This is a genomic window from Haladaptatus sp. HS23 (assembly GCF_056892285.1).
The window spans coordinates 52,196-65,795 of the sequence record NZ_JBXGLH010000009.1; the positions used below are offsets into that span (position 1 = coordinate 52,196).

18 protein-coding genes are annotated in these 13,600 nt (G+C 62.9%); 9 read left to right on the plus strand and 9 right to left on the minus strand.

The genetic code is table 11. The annotated features are described in order from the left end of the window. Window positions 1-9 precede the first annotated feature (9 nt). Together pdxT and AC1XDK_RS21310 are read right to left on the minus strand one after the other, a co-directional pair. On the minus strand, window positions 10-594 hold the full coding sequence (pdxT, locus tag AC1XDK_RS21305; protein WP_483351987.1) for a pyridoxal 5'-phosphate synthase glutaminase subunit PdxT: 585 nt from the start codon (window positions 592-594) through the stop codon (window positions 10-12). Between the two features lie 36 nt (window positions 595-630). Then, window positions 631-795 (minus strand): preprotein translocase subunit Sec61beta, encoded by a 165-nt coding sequence (locus AC1XDK_RS21310; protein WP_231184834.1) that lies wholly within the window; start codon window positions 793-795, stop codon window positions 631-633. A 172-nt stretch (window positions 796-967) separates the two neighbouring features. On the opposite strand from AC1XDK_RS21310, the gene trxA reads away from it, so the two are divergent. Then, window positions 968-1,237: a thioredoxin gene (gene trxA / locus AC1XDK_RS21315; protein ID WP_231184836.1), complete on the plus strand. Its 270-nt coding sequence runs from the start codon at window positions 968-970 to the stop codon at window positions 1,235-1,237. A gap of 60 nt (window positions 1,238-1,297) precedes the next feature. On the opposite strand, the gene npdG is transcribed toward trxA, so the two are convergent. After that, entirely contained in the window at window positions 1,298-1,966 is a 669-nt protein-coding gene (gene npdG, locus AC1XDK_RS21320; RefSeq protein WP_483351988.1) for an NADPH-dependent F420 reductase, read from the minus strand. 121 nt (window positions 1,967-2,087) lie between these two features. Here npdG and AC1XDK_RS21325 point away from each other — a divergent pair, with 121 nt between their 5' ends. From AC1XDK_RS21325 to AC1XDK_RS21335, 3 genes are all read left to right on the plus strand, one after another. Beyond that, entirely contained in the window at window positions 2,088-2,900 is an 813-nt protein-coding gene (locus AC1XDK_RS21325) for an aldo/keto reductase (RefSeq protein WP_483351989.1), read from the plus strand. Window positions 2,901-2,991: 91 nt separating this feature from the next. Beyond that, the gene (gene kdgK1, locus AC1XDK_RS21330) at window positions 2,992-3,945 is read left to right on the plus strand and encodes a bifunctional 2-dehydro-3-deoxygluconokinase/2-dehydro-3-deoxygalactonokinase (protein WP_483351990.1); all 954 of its coding nucleotides are present in this window, start codon (window positions 2,992-2,994) and stop codon (window positions 3,943-3,945) included. Window positions 3,946-4,539: 594 nt separating this feature from the next. After that, on the plus strand, window positions 4,540-5,955 hold the full coding sequence (locus tag AC1XDK_RS21335) for a dihydrolipoyl dehydrogenase family protein (RefSeq protein WP_483351991.1): 1,416 nt from the start codon (window positions 4,540-4,542) through the stop codon (window positions 5,953-5,955). 22 nt (window positions 5,956-5,977) lie between these two features. Here AC1XDK_RS21335 and AC1XDK_RS21340 read toward each other — a convergent pair whose 3' ends face one another. Continuing rightward, window positions 5,978-6,343 (minus strand): DUF7344 domain-containing protein, encoded by a 366-nt coding sequence (locus AC1XDK_RS21340; protein WP_483351992.1) that lies wholly within the window; start codon window positions 6,341-6,343, stop codon window positions 5,978-5,980. Window positions 6,344-6,467: 124 nt separating this feature from the next. After that, entirely contained in the window at window positions 6,468-6,938 is a 471-nt protein-coding gene (locus AC1XDK_RS21345; protein WP_483351993.1) for an Lrp/AsnC family transcriptional regulator, read from the minus strand. A 207-nt stretch (window positions 6,939-7,145) separates the two neighbouring features. On the opposite strand from AC1XDK_RS21345, the gene AC1XDK_RS21350 reads away from it, so the two are divergent. Further along, a complete protein-coding gene (locus tag AC1XDK_RS21350) occupies window positions 7,146-7,442 on the plus strand; it encodes a DUF6432 family protein (protein ID WP_483351994.1) in 297 nt (98 codons plus the stop codon). A 42-nt stretch (window positions 7,443-7,484) separates the two neighbouring features. Next, a complete protein-coding gene (gene ygfZ, locus AC1XDK_RS21355; protein ID WP_483351995.1) occupies window positions 7,485-8,603 on the plus strand; it encodes a CAF17-like 4Fe-4S cluster assembly/insertion protein YgfZ in 1,119 nt (372 codons plus the stop codon). Here ygfZ and AC1XDK_RS21360 read toward each other — a convergent pair. Further along, window positions 8,594-9,457, minus strand: a complete 864-nt coding sequence (locus AC1XDK_RS21360) for a class I SAM-dependent methyltransferase (protein ID WP_483351996.1) — start codon at window positions 9,455-9,457, stop codon at window positions 8,594-8,596. The genes ygfZ and AC1XDK_RS21360 overlap by 10 nt on opposite strands. A gap of 126 nt (window positions 9,458-9,583) precedes the next feature. Here AC1XDK_RS21360 and AC1XDK_RS21365 point away from each other — a divergent pair, with 126 nt between their 5' ends. After that, window positions 9,584-10,510, plus strand: a complete 927-nt coding sequence (locus tag AC1XDK_RS21365; protein WP_483351997.1) for a sulfide-dependent adenosine diphosphate thiazole synthase — start codon at window positions 9,584-9,586, stop codon at window positions 10,508-10,510. 8 nt (window positions 10,511-10,518) lie between these two features. Here the strand turns inward: AC1XDK_RS21365 and AC1XDK_RS21370 are convergent, their stop codons facing one another. Beyond that, window positions 10,519-11,205, minus strand: a complete 687-nt coding sequence (locus AC1XDK_RS21370; RefSeq protein WP_483351998.1) for a class I SAM-dependent methyltransferase — start codon at window positions 11,203-11,205, stop codon at window positions 10,519-10,521. Between the two features lie 155 nt (window positions 11,206-11,360). Between AC1XDK_RS21370 and AC1XDK_RS21375 the strand changes: the two genes are divergently transcribed. Both AC1XDK_RS21375 and AC1XDK_RS21380 read left to right on the plus strand, forming a co-directional pair. Then, entirely contained in the window at window positions 11,361-11,603 is a 243-nt protein-coding gene (locus tag AC1XDK_RS21375; RefSeq protein WP_483351999.1) for a PRC-barrel domain containing protein, read from the plus strand. A gap of 170 nt (window positions 11,604-11,773) precedes the next feature. Next, a complete protein-coding gene (locus tag AC1XDK_RS21380) occupies window positions 11,774-12,109 on the plus strand; it encodes a hypothetical protein (RefSeq protein ID WP_483352000.1) in 336 nt (111 codons plus the stop codon). Here the strand turns inward: AC1XDK_RS21380 and AC1XDK_RS21385 are convergent. Beyond that, window positions 12,106-13,005, minus strand: a complete 900-nt coding sequence (locus tag AC1XDK_RS21385; protein ID WP_483352001.1) for a thiamine-phosphate synthase family protein — start codon at window positions 13,003-13,005, stop codon at window positions 12,106-12,108. The two genes, AC1XDK_RS21380 and AC1XDK_RS21385, sit on opposite strands and share 4 nt — an antisense overlap. Next, on the minus strand, window positions 13,002-13,592 hold the full coding sequence (dcd, locus tag AC1XDK_RS21390; RefSeq protein ID WP_483352002.1) for a dCTP deaminase: 591 nt from the start codon (window positions 13,590-13,592) through the stop codon (window positions 13,002-13,004). The genes AC1XDK_RS21385 and dcd overlap by 4 nt, the downstream gene beginning before the upstream one ends. Between the last annotated feature and the right edge of the window lie 8 nt (window positions 13,593-13,600).

Genomic DNA, 13,600 nt, shown 5'->3' on the forward strand with positions numbered 1-13,600 from the left:
GCCCGATGCCTACTCGTCGCCGAAGAACGCGAGGCCGTGAATCCGGCTGTCGGGGGTCAGTTCCGGGTGGAAAGACGTTCCGACCACCGGGCCGTCCCGTACGGCGACGGGTCGTCCGTCCCACTCGGCGAGGACGTTCGCCGAACCCACCTCGCTGATGAGCGGCGCGCGGATGAACACGGCCGGGAACGGGTCGTCCAACCCGGTCACGTCGAGCGGCGCTTCGAAACTGTCCTTCTGGCGTCCGAAGGCGTTGCGCTCGACGGTCACGTCGATCAGGTCGAGGTTTTCGACTCGGTCGTCGGCGGCGTCCGCCGCCGCGACGATGAGACCAGCGCAGGTGGCGAGAATCGGCTTCCCGGCCTCGACGTGGGCCCGAATCTCGGGGGCGATTCCCTCGGACTGGAGGAGTCGGGAGATGGCGGTGGATTCGCCGCCCGGCATACAGAGAAGGTCACAGTTCGGGACGATGCCGGATTGCCGGATTTCGGTGACAGAGACGGACTCCCCGTGGGCGGTTCCGGCCCGACGAATCGCGTCGGCGTGTTCGCTCACGTCGCCTTGGACGGCGATGACGCCAGCGTTGAGACTCATAGTGGCACTTCGAAGTTGGTCGGCAAAAGGGCCTCGTTACAGCGCGAGGAAGTTCAGCACCAGGATGAAGACGCCGAAGAAGACGCCGAACGCGAAGACCGTCTTGGGGTCGATTCGAATCGCGTTCCGGTCTTCGGCATCGAAATAGCGCACGAGTCCGGCGCTGGACATCAGCCCACCGGAGTTTTGACCACTGCTCATGGTTTTGGGTCCGTGAGCGGGCGGCGTAAACCTTTCGCAACGCTATCGAATCCACGCATCCCGATTCGTTGATTCCACGGGAAGAAGGGTCGATTGTAGACGAACAGGCGGCAGAGTCGGGGGAGGAAGAAACCCTTATGCACGCGGCGACAGAATATTCCAAGAGAAACGCATGACCGTAAAACTACTCGACTTCTACGCAGATTGGTGTGGCCCGTGCAAAACCCAAGACCCGATTCTCGAGGACTTGGAGGAGGACTGGGACGAGAACGTCGAATTCGAGAAAGTAGACGTGGACGAGCATCAGGACATCGCCAACGAGTATCAGGTTCGCTCGATTCCGACCATCGTCATCGAGGACGACGAGGGCGTCGTCGAACGCTTCGTCGGCGTGACCCAGCGCGACGACTTGGAGCGCGTCTTGGAAGAAGCGGGCGCGTAATTCCGACACCGCCGTAACACGGCCTTTTTCGAGACGATACCTGCGAGCGTTCAGCGACGGCTATTCGAACCGGACGCCGACGTCGTGCATCCCCTCGTTTTCGAGCGCGAGGTTGATGAGGAGCGGCGTCATGCTCTCGACCTCCGCGCTGTTTTCGATGCCACCGGCGTCGAGCGCTCGGAGGCCGTCTATCTCCTCCGCGAGTCGCGCGACCATGTCCTTCGCGTCGTCGTCGTCGCCGACGAGGAGCGTGTCCTGTTCGAGGTCGAGTTCGAGGTCGGCGAGGCGGTCGGCGGAGAGGTTGTGGAACGCGCCGACCACGGGAACGTCGTCGGGTGCGGTTTCGGCGGCGAGTTCGCTCACGCTTCCGACCTTCGGCGGTTTGTAGTGGAAGCCGGATTCGTCGCGGTTCATTCCCACGGCAGGGGTGACGAGGACGTCCACATCGTCGAGTCGGTCGGCGACGTCTTCGATGGTGTCGCGGACGTGGAACGGCGGGACGGCGAGGACGACCACGTCCCCGCGCTCGGCCGCCATCCCGTTGGCGAAACCGTTGATGGAGCGGGAGACGCCTAAACTGTCGAGTTCGGTCTCGTACTCCGCCGCTTTCCCGCGAGCTTTCTCCGGGTCGCGCGACCCGATGATGACCTCGTGGTCGGTGTCGAACGCCCAGCGGAGCGCGAGCCCCTGCCCGATATCGCCGGTTCCCCCGATGAGTGTGATTCGCATACTGGGGGAGTCTGTCGGAGCGCGGTTAAGTTCTCCGAAACCGGGAATCGGGGGTTGTGAATCCCTTCAGAATTTCCGACGCCAAACCCCTTTTTCCCTCCTCGACCTTGGAACAAACACGATGACATACGACGCCAACAGCGACGGAATTCCGAAACTCGGACTCGGGACGTGGCAGAACACTGACGGAGACGAGTGCGCGAAAAGCGTCACCTACGCCCTCGATTTGGGCTACGAACACGTCGACACCGCCCAAGCCTACGGCAACGAGGAACACGTCGGCGAGGGAATCGAGAACTCGGGAGTGAACCGCGAGGACTTCTTCCTCGCCACGAAGGTGTGGATAGACAACCTCGAATACGACGACGTCATCGAAACGACCGAGGACAGCCTCGACAAACTCGGTACGGACTACGTGGACCTGCTCTACATCCACTGGCCCGCCCGCGAATACGAACCCGAGGAGACGCTCGCGGCGTTCGACGAACTGTACGACGAGGGCAAAATCAAGCACGTCGGGTTGAGCAACTTCGAACCCGAGCACCTGGAGGAGGCAAAGGAGTACCTCGATGCGCCCATCTACGCCAATCAGGTCGAGATGCACCCGCTCCTCCAGCAGGACGAACTGGTCGAGTACGTGCAGGAAAACGACATGACGCTCGTCGCGTACTCGCCGCTCGCCCGCGGCGAGGTGTTCGACGTGCCGGAACTGACCGAAATCGCCGAGAAACACGACGCCACCGAAGCACAGGTCAGCCTTGCGTGGATAATGTCGAAGGACAACGTGGTCGCCATCCCGAAGGCGACGGGCGAAGACCACATCGAGGACAACTACGGCGCGCTCACCCTCGAACTAGACGACGAGGACATCGAGAAAATCGACGACATCGGCGCGAAAGAGCGCCAAGTCGATCCGGACTTCGCGCCGTGGTAACCGGTTCGTAACGCGACCGTTTTCGGCCGTTCTTCTCACCCGCCGAAGCCGCACCGGGGAAACTATGGGTGCCGGGAATCATCTCGCGGGTATGACCGACCTCGTGACCTTCGGCGAGACGATGCTGCGACTCTCGCCACCGGACCGCGAACGTATCGAGAGTGCCTCTTCGCTCGAACTCCGTGCCGCAGGCGCGGAGAGCAACGTCGCCATCGCCGCCCACCGTTTGGGTGCGGACGCGATGTGGACCTCGAAGCTCCCCGACTCGCCGCTTGGACGGCGCGTCGCCGCCGGACTCCGCCAGTACGGCATCGAGACCGAAATCGAGTGGAGCGACGAGGGCCGACAGGGAACGTACTATCTGGAATTCGGAACCGACCCGCGCGGAACCAACGCCATCTACGACCGCGCCGACGCCGCCGTCACGACGACGACGCCCGGCGACGTGCCACTCGACCGGATTCGGGATGCCAGCATGTTCTACACCAGCGGCATCACGCCCGCGCTGTCCGACACGCTCGAATCCACTGTGGACGAGATGCTCTCGAATGCACAGGACGCGGGGACGACCACCGCCTTCGACGTGAACTACCGTTCGAAGCTCTGGTCGCCCGCCGAGGCGCGCGAATCGCTCACCGCGTTGTTCCCCCGTATCGACGTGCTCGTCACGGCGGAACGGGACGCCCGAACCGTCCTCGACCGTTCGGGCGACGCCGCCGACATCGCCCGCGGCCTCGCCGACGACTGGGATTTCGAAACCGTGGTCGTCACCCGCGGGTCGGAAGGCGCGCTGGCGCGCCACGACGGAGAGATACACGAACAGCCCGCGTTCGATACCGACACGCTGGACCCCATCGGCACCGGCGACGCCTTCGTCGGCGCGTTCCTCGCCCGTCGCCTCGACGGGGAGTCCGTCCCGAACGCGCTCGAATACGGGGCCGCCACCGCCGCGCTCAAACGGACCATCCCGGGCGACGTGGCGGTCGTGACTCGGGAAGAAGTCGAGAGCGTGTTGGACACGGAAGCGCGCGAGATATCAAGGTAGCACCGCAAAATCTCGCGCTCCTCGGTTCACTGGCGCACGCGTCGTATCGATTGGCTCGTTTCCCGCATCTCTTCCCTTCATCATGGCGTGCGCTGAGACAGGTCTGAGGACACCTCGTCCGAAGACCTGTGCTGATAGCGCGCGAGGTCTTTGTGAGTGACGAAGGAACGAGCGAATGGCTCGTCAGAGGGAAGCTCTGACGGTGGATGAGCACCGGAACAAAGTGAGGAGCGCAATCGGTTGGGGAGGGTGTGGCCGCTGCGGTGCTGTGCAGTCGCTGTGTTTGGGTGGACTGAAAGGGGCCGTGCGTTCGCGTTTATGTAGTCGTTTCAGCGACCCCTCTCGGCGGGCGGTTTTCACCGAGATGTCACTGAAACGACCGCGAACGTCCGGAGGCTTTCGAGGACTGCTTCCTGTGTGGTCGTTTCGTTCAAACACAACACGACGTACCGAGCGTGGAGAGGGCGTTCGAGGACTTCAGAGCTCGAATCAAACGGAAGCGAGAGGAAGCGAACCGAAAGACGGGCGATTCGAGAACCCCTCCATCCTCGCCGCCGCCTAAACCGCTAACACCCTCGACGACGAAATCGAGATATGGCTACACACGTCGTCATCGTCGGCGCGTATGGAAGCGCGGGAGTCGCCGTGGCAAAGCGTCTGGCCGAGGAGCCAACCGTTCGATTGACGCTCGTCGACGACGGCGACCCCGGCGGCGGCCTGTGCATCCTCCGTGGCTGTATGCCCTCGAAGGAGGTGCTGTCGGCGGCGGCCCACCGGTATCAGGCCCGCCACGACCCGCGACTGTCGGGGACGCCGAAGGTGGATTTGGAGTCGGTCGTGGAACTGAAGGACGACCACGTCCTCGGCTTCGCGGAACACCGGCGGGAGGCGGTTCACGACCTCGCAAAGCGGGAGAACGTGGCGTTCTATCACGAGACCGCTCGATTCGTGGACGACCACACCGTCGAAGTCGGCGGGCGGGAGTTCGAGGCGGATTACGTCGTCATCGCCACGGGGTCCACGGTGAACGTGCCGGACCTGCCAGGCATGGACGAGGTGGAGTACATGACCAGCACGGACGTGCTCGACGCGACGCAGTTCCCCGATTCCGGGGTCGTAATGGGATTCGGCTACACCGGTTTAGAACTCGCCCCGTATCTCAGCGAGGCGGCGGGGATGAACCTCACCGTCATCGAACACGACGAACGGCCGCTGGACGAGGCCGATTCGCTGTTCGGCGACGAACTCCTCGACATCTACCGCGAGGAGTTCGGAATCGAGGTGTTGACCGAAACGCGGGAAAAGCGAATCGAGTCCACCGAGGACGGCGTTCGACTGCACGTCGAACAGGGAGATGAAGACGGAGACAGCGAATCGAAGGTCATCGACGCCGAGGAACTGTTCCTCTTCACGGGACGGCGGCCGAACCTCGACGGACTCGGATTGGAGAACACCGCGCTGGACCCCGAGGAGGGATGGGTCGAAGACACGATGCGGACCCGCGACGACCCGCGAACGTTCGTCGTCGGGGACGCGAACGGGAAGGAACCGATACTCCACGTCGCCAAGGAACAGGGCTTCAAAGCCGCGGAGAACATCCTGGCGGACGCCCGTGAGGAGGAACTCGACCCGTACGAGAACGTCCACCACCACGTCATCTTCTCGGCCGTGGGTGTGTACCCCTTCACCAGACTGGGACTGTCGGAGGAGGCGGCGGCGGCCGCGGGCCGGAACTACGTCGCCGTCACTCGGCAGGCGACGGACGACGGAGTGTTCAAAACGAAACAGGCGTCGAGAGGGCTGGCGAAACTGGTCGTGGACGCCGCGGACGGAACCGTTCTGGGCTATCAGGGGCTTCACTACCACGCGGACGTCATGGCCAAGACGATGCAGGTGGTCGTGGACCGAGGGATGGACGTCCGCGACGTGCCGGACAGGGCGTATCACCCGACGACGCCGGAGATTCTGGACGGGTTGTTCCGGGACGCGAGCGAACGCGTGGAGGAGTGATACGCCTCGAACGGTGAGACGGCTACCGGCCGTCCGTCGAAACCGTCTCGAACACTTGTTCGAGTCGTGGACTCCGACGATATCGAACGGTGTGTAGCTCGGAATTCCTCTCCAGCAGTCCCGCACTGACCAACCGCGGGATGTGGTTGTGATACAGCGCGGTAGACAGGGCTTCACGGGACGTGGCTTCATCGGCCATCAACCGGTCGGTGAGTTCCTCGATAGATACGTCCGTCTCGTCATTGACGGACAGAAACAACAGTATTCGACGCCGTCTCCGGTCGCTCAGTATTCGGAAGAGCACGTCCAGTGGAACGTCAGATTCGGGTGCTGGTGGGGATTCATCCGGTAGTTCTCCGTTCCGGGGGTGATCCGATGAGATGTGCATCGTCAACGGTGATATATCGAAGCGGGTTTATCATAATTCATTTTGACATTTCTGACACAGTAGCTGTGAAATTATCGACAGCGTTCATATACAATGGAAATGTTTTCCACACCGGTCAAAATAGTTACTCTTCGTCCGGTTGGAACTGCTTCAGCGGTCGGAAGTACTGATTTCGTATGAGGATTTCGTCGCGGACCACGAGACCGAACTCCGGAAGTGCGGTTGCGACCCGTGTGAGGTCGTCGTTGGACTTGCCGACGACCTCCACATGAACGTTGTCCTCCCCGACCATCAGTTCCCGCACGTTCACGACGCCCGGGATGTCGAGAACTCGCTGAGCGATATCGCCCCGTTCACCGATGGGTGCGGTACAGACCATCAGTACGTTTAACGGAAATCCCGCCCGTTCGTAATCGACCGTCGCCCGATAGCCCGTGATGATGCCGTCGGCTTCGAGTTGGTCGATGCGGTTGCTCACGGTGCTGGCCGAAACGTCGAAGCGACGTCCGAGTTCCGTCGTCGTCGAACCGCGGGCCTCCCGTTGAAGCGCGTACAGGATGCCATTGTCGACATCGTCCAAGGCATTCGATGACATGCGGTATCAATCGTGACGATTTCCCATGACAGTTTCTCCGGACGAGACGACACGTCCACGCGACAACGACCTCGAACGGTCGTCCATCGAAATCACGTGCGACGAAACGATTCGACGTCAACGACAACGGATATTTTTTCGAGGTCCACCGACCGCCAAATTCGAGTGAGAGGTAAGGCTAAAAACCGGGGTGACATAGGGACAGATATGAAGGCCAAGCGGGAGTATCGACGCCGGCCGGACATCGAGGTCCGGGTACTCGACGCCCTTGTCGACCGGAGTGAGGACGGAATGACGGTCTTCGAACTGCGGTCGCACGTGGAAGCAGGAATCGACGAGTTGGAGGACGCGCTCGCGAACCTGAAGCGGGACGGCCTCATCGAGGCCGGGATGGAAAGCGGCCGGACGCTCATCAGACCCAACGAGCGTGTCGTTCCCGACCCGGAGGAGGAAACCGACGAACCGACGTTCGTGGACAAACTCATCGAGCGCCTGCCGCTGTAGCACATCCGACGTTTTTACTCCCCTACGCACCCGACTACGTGTATGAGCCTCGAAGCGCTGCACGAAGAGCACGGCGCGACGTTCTGTTCGGTCGGCAACCGACGGGTGCCACGCGACTACGGTCGCCCCGAACGGGCACACCGCGCGGTCAGAAACGGCGTCGGACTGACGGAGATGCCCTACGGCGTCCTCGTCGTCTCCGGCGACGACCGAATCGAGTACGTCGACAACATCGTCTCGAACAGGGTTCCGAGCGAGGACGGACGGGGGACCTACGCGCTCCTCCTCGACCCGCAGGGGAAGATAGAACTCGACATGTACGTCTACTGTGCGGGCGAACGGCTCCTGCTCTTTCTGCCGCCCGGAAAAGCGACACCGCTCGCCGAAGAGTGGCGCGAGAAGGTGTTCATTCAGGACGTGGAGATATCCGTTGCGACCGAACGCTTCGCCGTCTTCGGCGTCCACGGACCGTACGCCACCGAGAAGGTCGCGAGCGTGTTGAACGGCGCGAGCACTCCAGACGAGCGACTCTCGTTCATCCGTGGGAAGATGGCGGACGTGGGCGTGACGGTCATCCGGACCGACGCACCGACGGGTGAGGAAGGCTACGAAGTGATCTGCACGACGGACGCGACGGCGGACGAAATCGGCCGCGAACGGGCGAACGTCGAACTCGTCTTCGAGGCCCTCGTCACGCGGGGAATGAACGCCGCACCCTTCGGTCGGGTGACGTGGGAGTCACTCACGCTGGAGGCCGGAACGCCGTTGTTCGAGTTCGAACTCGAAGGCGAGGTTCCGAACGTGCTCGGTCTCCGGAACGCCCTCGACTTCGAGAAGGGCTGTTACGTCGGGCAGGAAGTCGTCTCGCGCGTCGAGAACCGCGGGCAACCGAGTCGGCGACTCGGGGGAGTGCTCCTCAACTCGGTGCCGGAGGAAGGAGCGGCGGTATTCGAGGGGGACGAAGTCGTCGGCGAAGTCACCCGCGGAATCGACAGCCCGTCCCTCGACCGACCGGTCGCGATGGCGCTGGTCGACTACGACGTGACGATGGGGACCGACCTGACCGTCCGCGTCGGTGGCGAGGAAGTCGAAGCGGAAGCGACTGCCCTCCCGCTCGTGGACGGCAGCGACGAGTCCGGGCGCGTTCCGAACTACGACTGATCCTCTCTTTTTCGAGACGACGCGGACCGCCACCGAATCGCGGTTTGTGGATGGAGCGGATTCGCGCCGACGACGTCGTACGCCACGTGTGAGACGGAAGCGTCGGGACGCTCCCGGAGGGTCGGGAGGAGATCGATGTCGAACCCGCGAACGGCGGCGTATCGCCGCCGGAGGAGCCCGAGAATCGTATCCTCGGGATGCGGACCGCTCTGTTCGAGATGGACGCCGCCGAGGAGTTCGCCCTCGCGTGCGCGGGACGCCAGTCGGTCGATGACGGTTTCGAGTCCGTCGAGCGTCGTGAGCGCGCCGCGGGTGAAAACGACTGCCTCGTCGTGTCCATCGAGGAGGTCCCACTCCCCGTGGAAGTCGAACGGTTCGACCGAAATCCGCGGGTCGTCCGCGTGGAGTTCCCGTGAGGCGGTGACGCCGTACTCCGCGATTTCGCCACCGATGACGCTCACGCCGGGAAACTCGTCGGCGATGACGCCCAGGTTCGCACCACACCCGCACCCGAGCGCGAGGACGGTTTCGCCGCCGTCGAGGACGGGACCGAGTGCGTCACGGACGACTTCGCGTTCCCGAGCGACCAGTTCCGCCGAACTGGCAAGGAACAGGTCCTCCTCGATGGAGATGACGCCGGGGTCCTCGCGTCCCGCTCCGCGGATTTCGAGGACGAACTCCTCGTGGTCGAACTCCCCCTCCCGATAGCGGTTCAACACCTGCTCGTAGATGCCGTCGTACACCGAGATGTCGGTGTAGGCTTCGAGGTCGCCCGGCGGGTCGCGGGTCGGGTCGAGGAGGTAGCCCGTCCAATCGGAGCGGCGCGGCAGTCGGTTGAGTGGGAGAGGGTCCATCGGACCTGTATCCAGAGAGCAGTCGGTCGAAAACGTTTCGGTTTTCGAACCAGTTTCGGTTTCGCCGTCGAGGGGATGACCCCGAGGGAAACCTTTTTCAACAACTCAGTAATATCACTGAGTGATATGCAAGCATTCGATGGCTTTGCGGACGTGAGCGAGGCGGAAGTGACACGAGCGATCGGAACCGCGTGGGGCGACGAGTTCACCGAGTTCTCGGAGACGGACGTCATCATCGTCGGCGGCGGCCCGTCCGGGTTGGTCGCCGCGAAGGAACTCGCCGAACGCGGCGTCGATATCATGGTCGTGGAGAAGAACAACTATCTCGGCGGCGGGTTCTGGCTCGGCGGCTTTCTGATGAACAAGGTGACGGTCCGCGACCCGTCACAGGACGTGTTGGACGAACTCGGCGTCCCCTACGAGGAGTCGGACGAAGCCGACGGACTGTACGTCGCGAACGGTCCCCACGCCTGTTCTGCGCTCATCGAATCGGCCTGCTCGGCGGGCGCGAAGATGCAGAACATGACCGAGTTCACCGACGTCGTGGTCCGCGAGGGCCACCGCGTCGGCGGCATCGTCATGAACTGGACGCCCGTGCACGCCCTCCCGCGGGAACTCACCTGCGTGGACCCCATCGCGGTCGAATCCGACCTCGTCATCGACGCCACGGGACACGAAGCGGTCGTCGTCTCGAAACTCCAAGAGCGCGGCGTCCTCGATGCCCCCGGCCTCAGCCACGCACGGGACCACAACACGGGCATGGACAAGTCGGGAGAAGGAGAGTACGGCGCGCCCGGCCACGACTCGCCCGGGCACGATTCGATGTGGGTCGCAAAGAGCGAGGACGAAGTCGTCGAACACGCGGGTAAGGTCCACGACGGACTCGTCTCGACCGGCCTCGCCACCGCAACCACCTACGGCCTTACCCGAATGGGACCGACCTTCGGCGCGATGTTGCTCTCCGGCAAGCGCGCCGCACAGGTCGCACTGGACGAGTTGGAGGTCGGCGGAACGGTGGAGATGGTGAGTAGTCCGTCGCCCGCCGACGACTGAAAACCGCGTTACTGAGTCTCCGTTACCCGTCCGCCGGTAATCCGCACCACACCTAGCGCGTGTTCGCTGTCGCTCATCGCAACGGTTCGTTCCGACAGCGCCCGCCGTGACTCCGCGATTCGTTCGTCCAGCACGTACCACGGTGGTTTCTCGAACCCGCTCGTCCCGCCGGGCGTCGAGGCGAGGACGAGACCGCGAAAGGCCTGATTCACCGGCCACGAGTAGGCACGCGAACTCTGTCCGGCGTCGAGTAACGCGAGGTGTCCACCGGGACGAATGCCGTCCAGCCATCGGTTGACCGTGGCGTATGGGTCGCCCAGCATCCCAACGACGAAGGTGGCGAGAAGCCCATCGACCTCCTCGCTGGGCGAGAACGTGGCCGCGTCGGCCTGCACAAGGTGGACATTGTCCCAGTCCTCGCGCTCGACGCTGTCCCGTGCCTGTTCGAGCATTCCGCGGGTGAAATCGACGCCGATGACCCTGCCTTCGGGACCGACGCGGTTTCGGAGGTGTGGGAAGTTGGCCCCGGTTCCACACCCCATCTCGACCACGGTATCGCCGGGCGAGAGGTGGAGTTCGTCGGCGACCCGACCCCGGAGATGGGAGAGTCCGGGGGTCGCCACTGCGAGCAGGTCGTAGAGCCGTGCCCAGCGTCCGTAGAACTGCTGGGCGGCGGACGGGCCGCGCCGTGACATAGCTTCCCGTACGACGAACCCGGACAAAAGGTTCAGGGTGGTTCCGGAGCGGCCGATTTCTGTCGGTAGATGTGGGAAGAAATACAGATACTATATTGTATAAGTCAGATAGCACTCATAGTGCTAAAGTCCCCTCACGTCGCAATTTATCCCACATGACGATTGCTCTGACCAAAGACGATGAAGGGAAGCGGGTCATCGAATCGGATGGGTCGGACGTCGGAATGGTCACGAAGATACGCCATGGGACGGCACACGTCGAAGCCGAACCGGACGTCGTCGAGACGTTGCAGACGGAGTTGGACGCGGGGGGAAGCGACGAGAACACGTACGCGGTTTCGGAGGAGGACATCGAGCGAATCGACGACGAAACTGTCGTCCTCCGGACGCGCGACTGAGCGGATAGTTCCGAAGAAAAATTACCTCGTGTACCCCTACCCGAGGTGACTAAAGAGTGCGACCGGATTGGTATATACTTTGTGTGTGCCAATTCGACCGTTGGACATAAACGACTCGCACAAGCAGGCACGAGGCAAACCAAATGAGACAACGAACGAACAACCGAACCATGAATCATCTGCCAGACACCGGAGACATTCCCGACGGATGGGAACAAACGCCCGTCAGAGGAGACGAAATCGAACTCCAACACGAGGACGGAAACATCGCGGTGAAGGCAGTGAGAGCATCGATAGCCGACGAGTGGGAACTCGAATTAGAGGACAGCATCGGCAACAGATACACGACGATTCGACCGGTGGGCCGCGTTGCAACGCGTGACCGCGCCGTCTCGGCGCTGCTCTCGTTCGCGAGAGCGGTCAACGACCTTCGGCGCGAACGTGGCGACGTGTTGCCGGACGATATCGTTCGGGAAGTCCAACGCAACGAGCGAGTCCCGACTTAGACGATTTTTCTGGCGGTTTCGGCCACCGCTTCGGCGGAGTCGCCGAGGATGTACACGATGGGTTCGATGCCGTAGCCGCCGGTGTGATAGAGCACCGTTGCTTCGGGCGTCCCGTCGAGGGTCATGCTGACCGCTTCGCCGAGGTTGTCGTACTCGGCGTCGAACTCGGCGGTCGAGTGGCCCGCCGATTCCAAACGGGACACGATGTCGGGGTCGTACCGGACGTTGAGCGCCGCGTGAACGGCGGCACCGTGCGCTCGTGCCGCGAGGAGGATGGAGGCGACGTGTGCGCTGACGCCGAACTCGGGTTCCGCCGGTATCGTCGCCCGACCCTTCACGTCGAATATGCGACCGGGGATACCGGCCACGTCGTCAATGTTCTCGGCGTTGGGGAGACACTCACAGAGGTTCGACCCCACGGCGGGAATGAGCGAGGTAAAGCCGCTCGTCCCCTCCACGATGTGAACTCCGCGGCGCATGGACGAGAGAACGCGCTCGGTCGCTCGGAGGTCGTCGTCGGGGTCGTGAACGTTGAAATCGCCGCCGTATCCGGTCAGTTCGGGCATCGCCTCCTCGTGCAGTTGTGCGACGAGGTCGTGGTCTTCGAGCTGGCGGATGAGTACTTCGACCTCCACGAGTGCCTGCACCTGGCTCATGCTTCCCGTCGCAAGTCCCTCGCCGATTTCGTCCACGAGACGGGCGATGCGCTCGTCCTCTCGGACGCGCTCGTTCTGTGCCACGTCGCCGTGTGCGTACTTCGAGACGGCGCTCTGACTGACGCCGAGGGCGGCAGCCACTTCGCTTTGGGTCAACCCGCGTCCTCGCAGGTCCTCGGCGAGCATCGAGCGAAACGTCGGGAGGAACTCCTCGACGACAACTTCCTCCGCGAACTTCACAGTTGGTCACCGCCGAACTCGTGGTCGCTGCCGATTCGGGACGCCTGCGGCCCGGCTTGGTCCTGATATTTCGACCCGCGTTCCGACCCGTACGGTCGCTCCGAGGGGTTCTTGAGTTCCGTGAAGATGAGCTGTGAGATTCGCGTGCCGGGTTTGAGCGCGACGGGGGCGGTGCCGAGGTTCGACAGTTCGAGCGTGATTTGCCCGCGATAGCCGGGGTCGACGACGCCCGCCGTGGCGTGGACGACGACGGCGAGTCGTCCGAGCGAGGACCGACCCTCGACGTGAGCCAGCAGGTCCGACGGGATCTCGACGCGTTCCTTCGTCGTGCCGAGAACGAAATCGCCCGGATGGAGGATGAACTCGTCGCCCTCCTCGACGACGGTTTCGGTGACGTAGCTGTCCACCTCGCCCTCGCTGTCGGGGTGGATGCACGGGATGTTCGTGCGCTGGAATTCGAGGAACTCCTCGCCGAGTCGAAGGTCGATACTCGCCGGTTGTATCTGCAAGTCGGGTTCATCTATCGGTTCGACGACCAAATCACCGGAATCGAGACGGCGGCTAATGTCCGCGTCGGAGAGTATCATTGTGGAAA

Bases quoted from the DNA above. Each gene is read 5' to 3' on its own strand.
- AC1XDK_RS21325 (WP_483351989.1), top strand. From the start codon at position 2,088: ATGACATACGACGCCAACAGCGACGGAATTCCGAAACTCGGACTCGGG.
- AC1XDK_RS21340 (WP_483351992.1), bottom strand. From the start codon at position 6,343: ATGCACATCTCATCGGATCACCCCCGGAACGGAGAACTACCGGATGAA.
- AC1XDK_RS21360 (WP_483351996.1), bottom strand. From the start codon at position 9,457: ATGGACCCTCTCCCACTCAACCGACTGCCGCGCCGCTCCGATTGGACG.
- kdgK1 (WP_483351990.1), top strand. From the start codon at position 2,992: ATGACCGACCTCGTGACCTTCGGCGAGACGATGCTGCGACTCTCGCCA.
- trxA (WP_231184836.1), top strand. From the start codon at position 968: ATGACCGTAAAACTACTCGACTTCTACGCAGATTGGTGTGGCCCGTGC.
- AC1XDK_RS21345 (WP_483351993.1), bottom strand. From the start codon at position 6,938: ATGTCATCGAATGCCTTGGACGATGTCGACAATGGCATCCTGTACGCG.
- pdxT (WP_483351987.1), bottom strand. From the start codon at position 594: ATGAGTCTCAACGCTGGCGTCATCGCCGTCCAAGGCGACGTGAGCGAA.
- dcd (WP_483352002.1), bottom strand. From the start codon at position 13,592: ATGATACTCTCCGACGCGGACATTAGCCGCCGTCTCGATTCCGGTGAT.
- AC1XDK_RS21375 (WP_483351999.1), top strand. From the start codon at position 11,361: ATGACGATTGCTCTGACCAAAGACGATGAAGGGAAGCGGGTCATCGAA.
- AC1XDK_RS21310 (WP_231184834.1), bottom strand. From the start codon at position 795: ATGAGCAGTGGTCAAAACTCCGGTGGGCTGATGTCCAGCGCCGGACTC.
- npdG (WP_483351988.1), bottom strand. From the start codon at position 1,966: ATGCGAATCACACTCATCGGGGGAACCGGCGATATCGGGCAGGGGCTC.
- AC1XDK_RS21350 (WP_483351994.1), top strand. From the start codon at position 7,146: ATGAAGGCCAAGCGGGAGTATCGACGCCGGCCGGACATCGAGGTCCGG.
- AC1XDK_RS21370 (WP_483351998.1), bottom strand. From the start codon at position 11,205: ATGTCACGGCGCGGCCCGTCCGCCGCCCAGCAGTTCTACGGACGCTGG.
- ygfZ (WP_483351995.1), top strand. From the start codon at position 7,485: ATGAGCCTCGAAGCGCTGCACGAAGAGCACGGCGCGACGTTCTGTTCG.
- AC1XDK_RS21380 (WP_483352000.1), top strand. From the start codon at position 11,774: ATGAATCATCTGCCAGACACCGGAGACATTCCCGACGGATGGGAACAA.
- AC1XDK_RS21365 (WP_483351997.1), top strand. From the start codon at position 9,584: ATGCAAGCATTCGATGGCTTTGCGGACGTGAGCGAGGCGGAAGTGACA.
- AC1XDK_RS21335 (WP_483351991.1), top strand. From the start codon at position 4,540: ATGGCTACACACGTCGTCATCGTCGGCGCGTATGGAAGCGCGGGAGTC.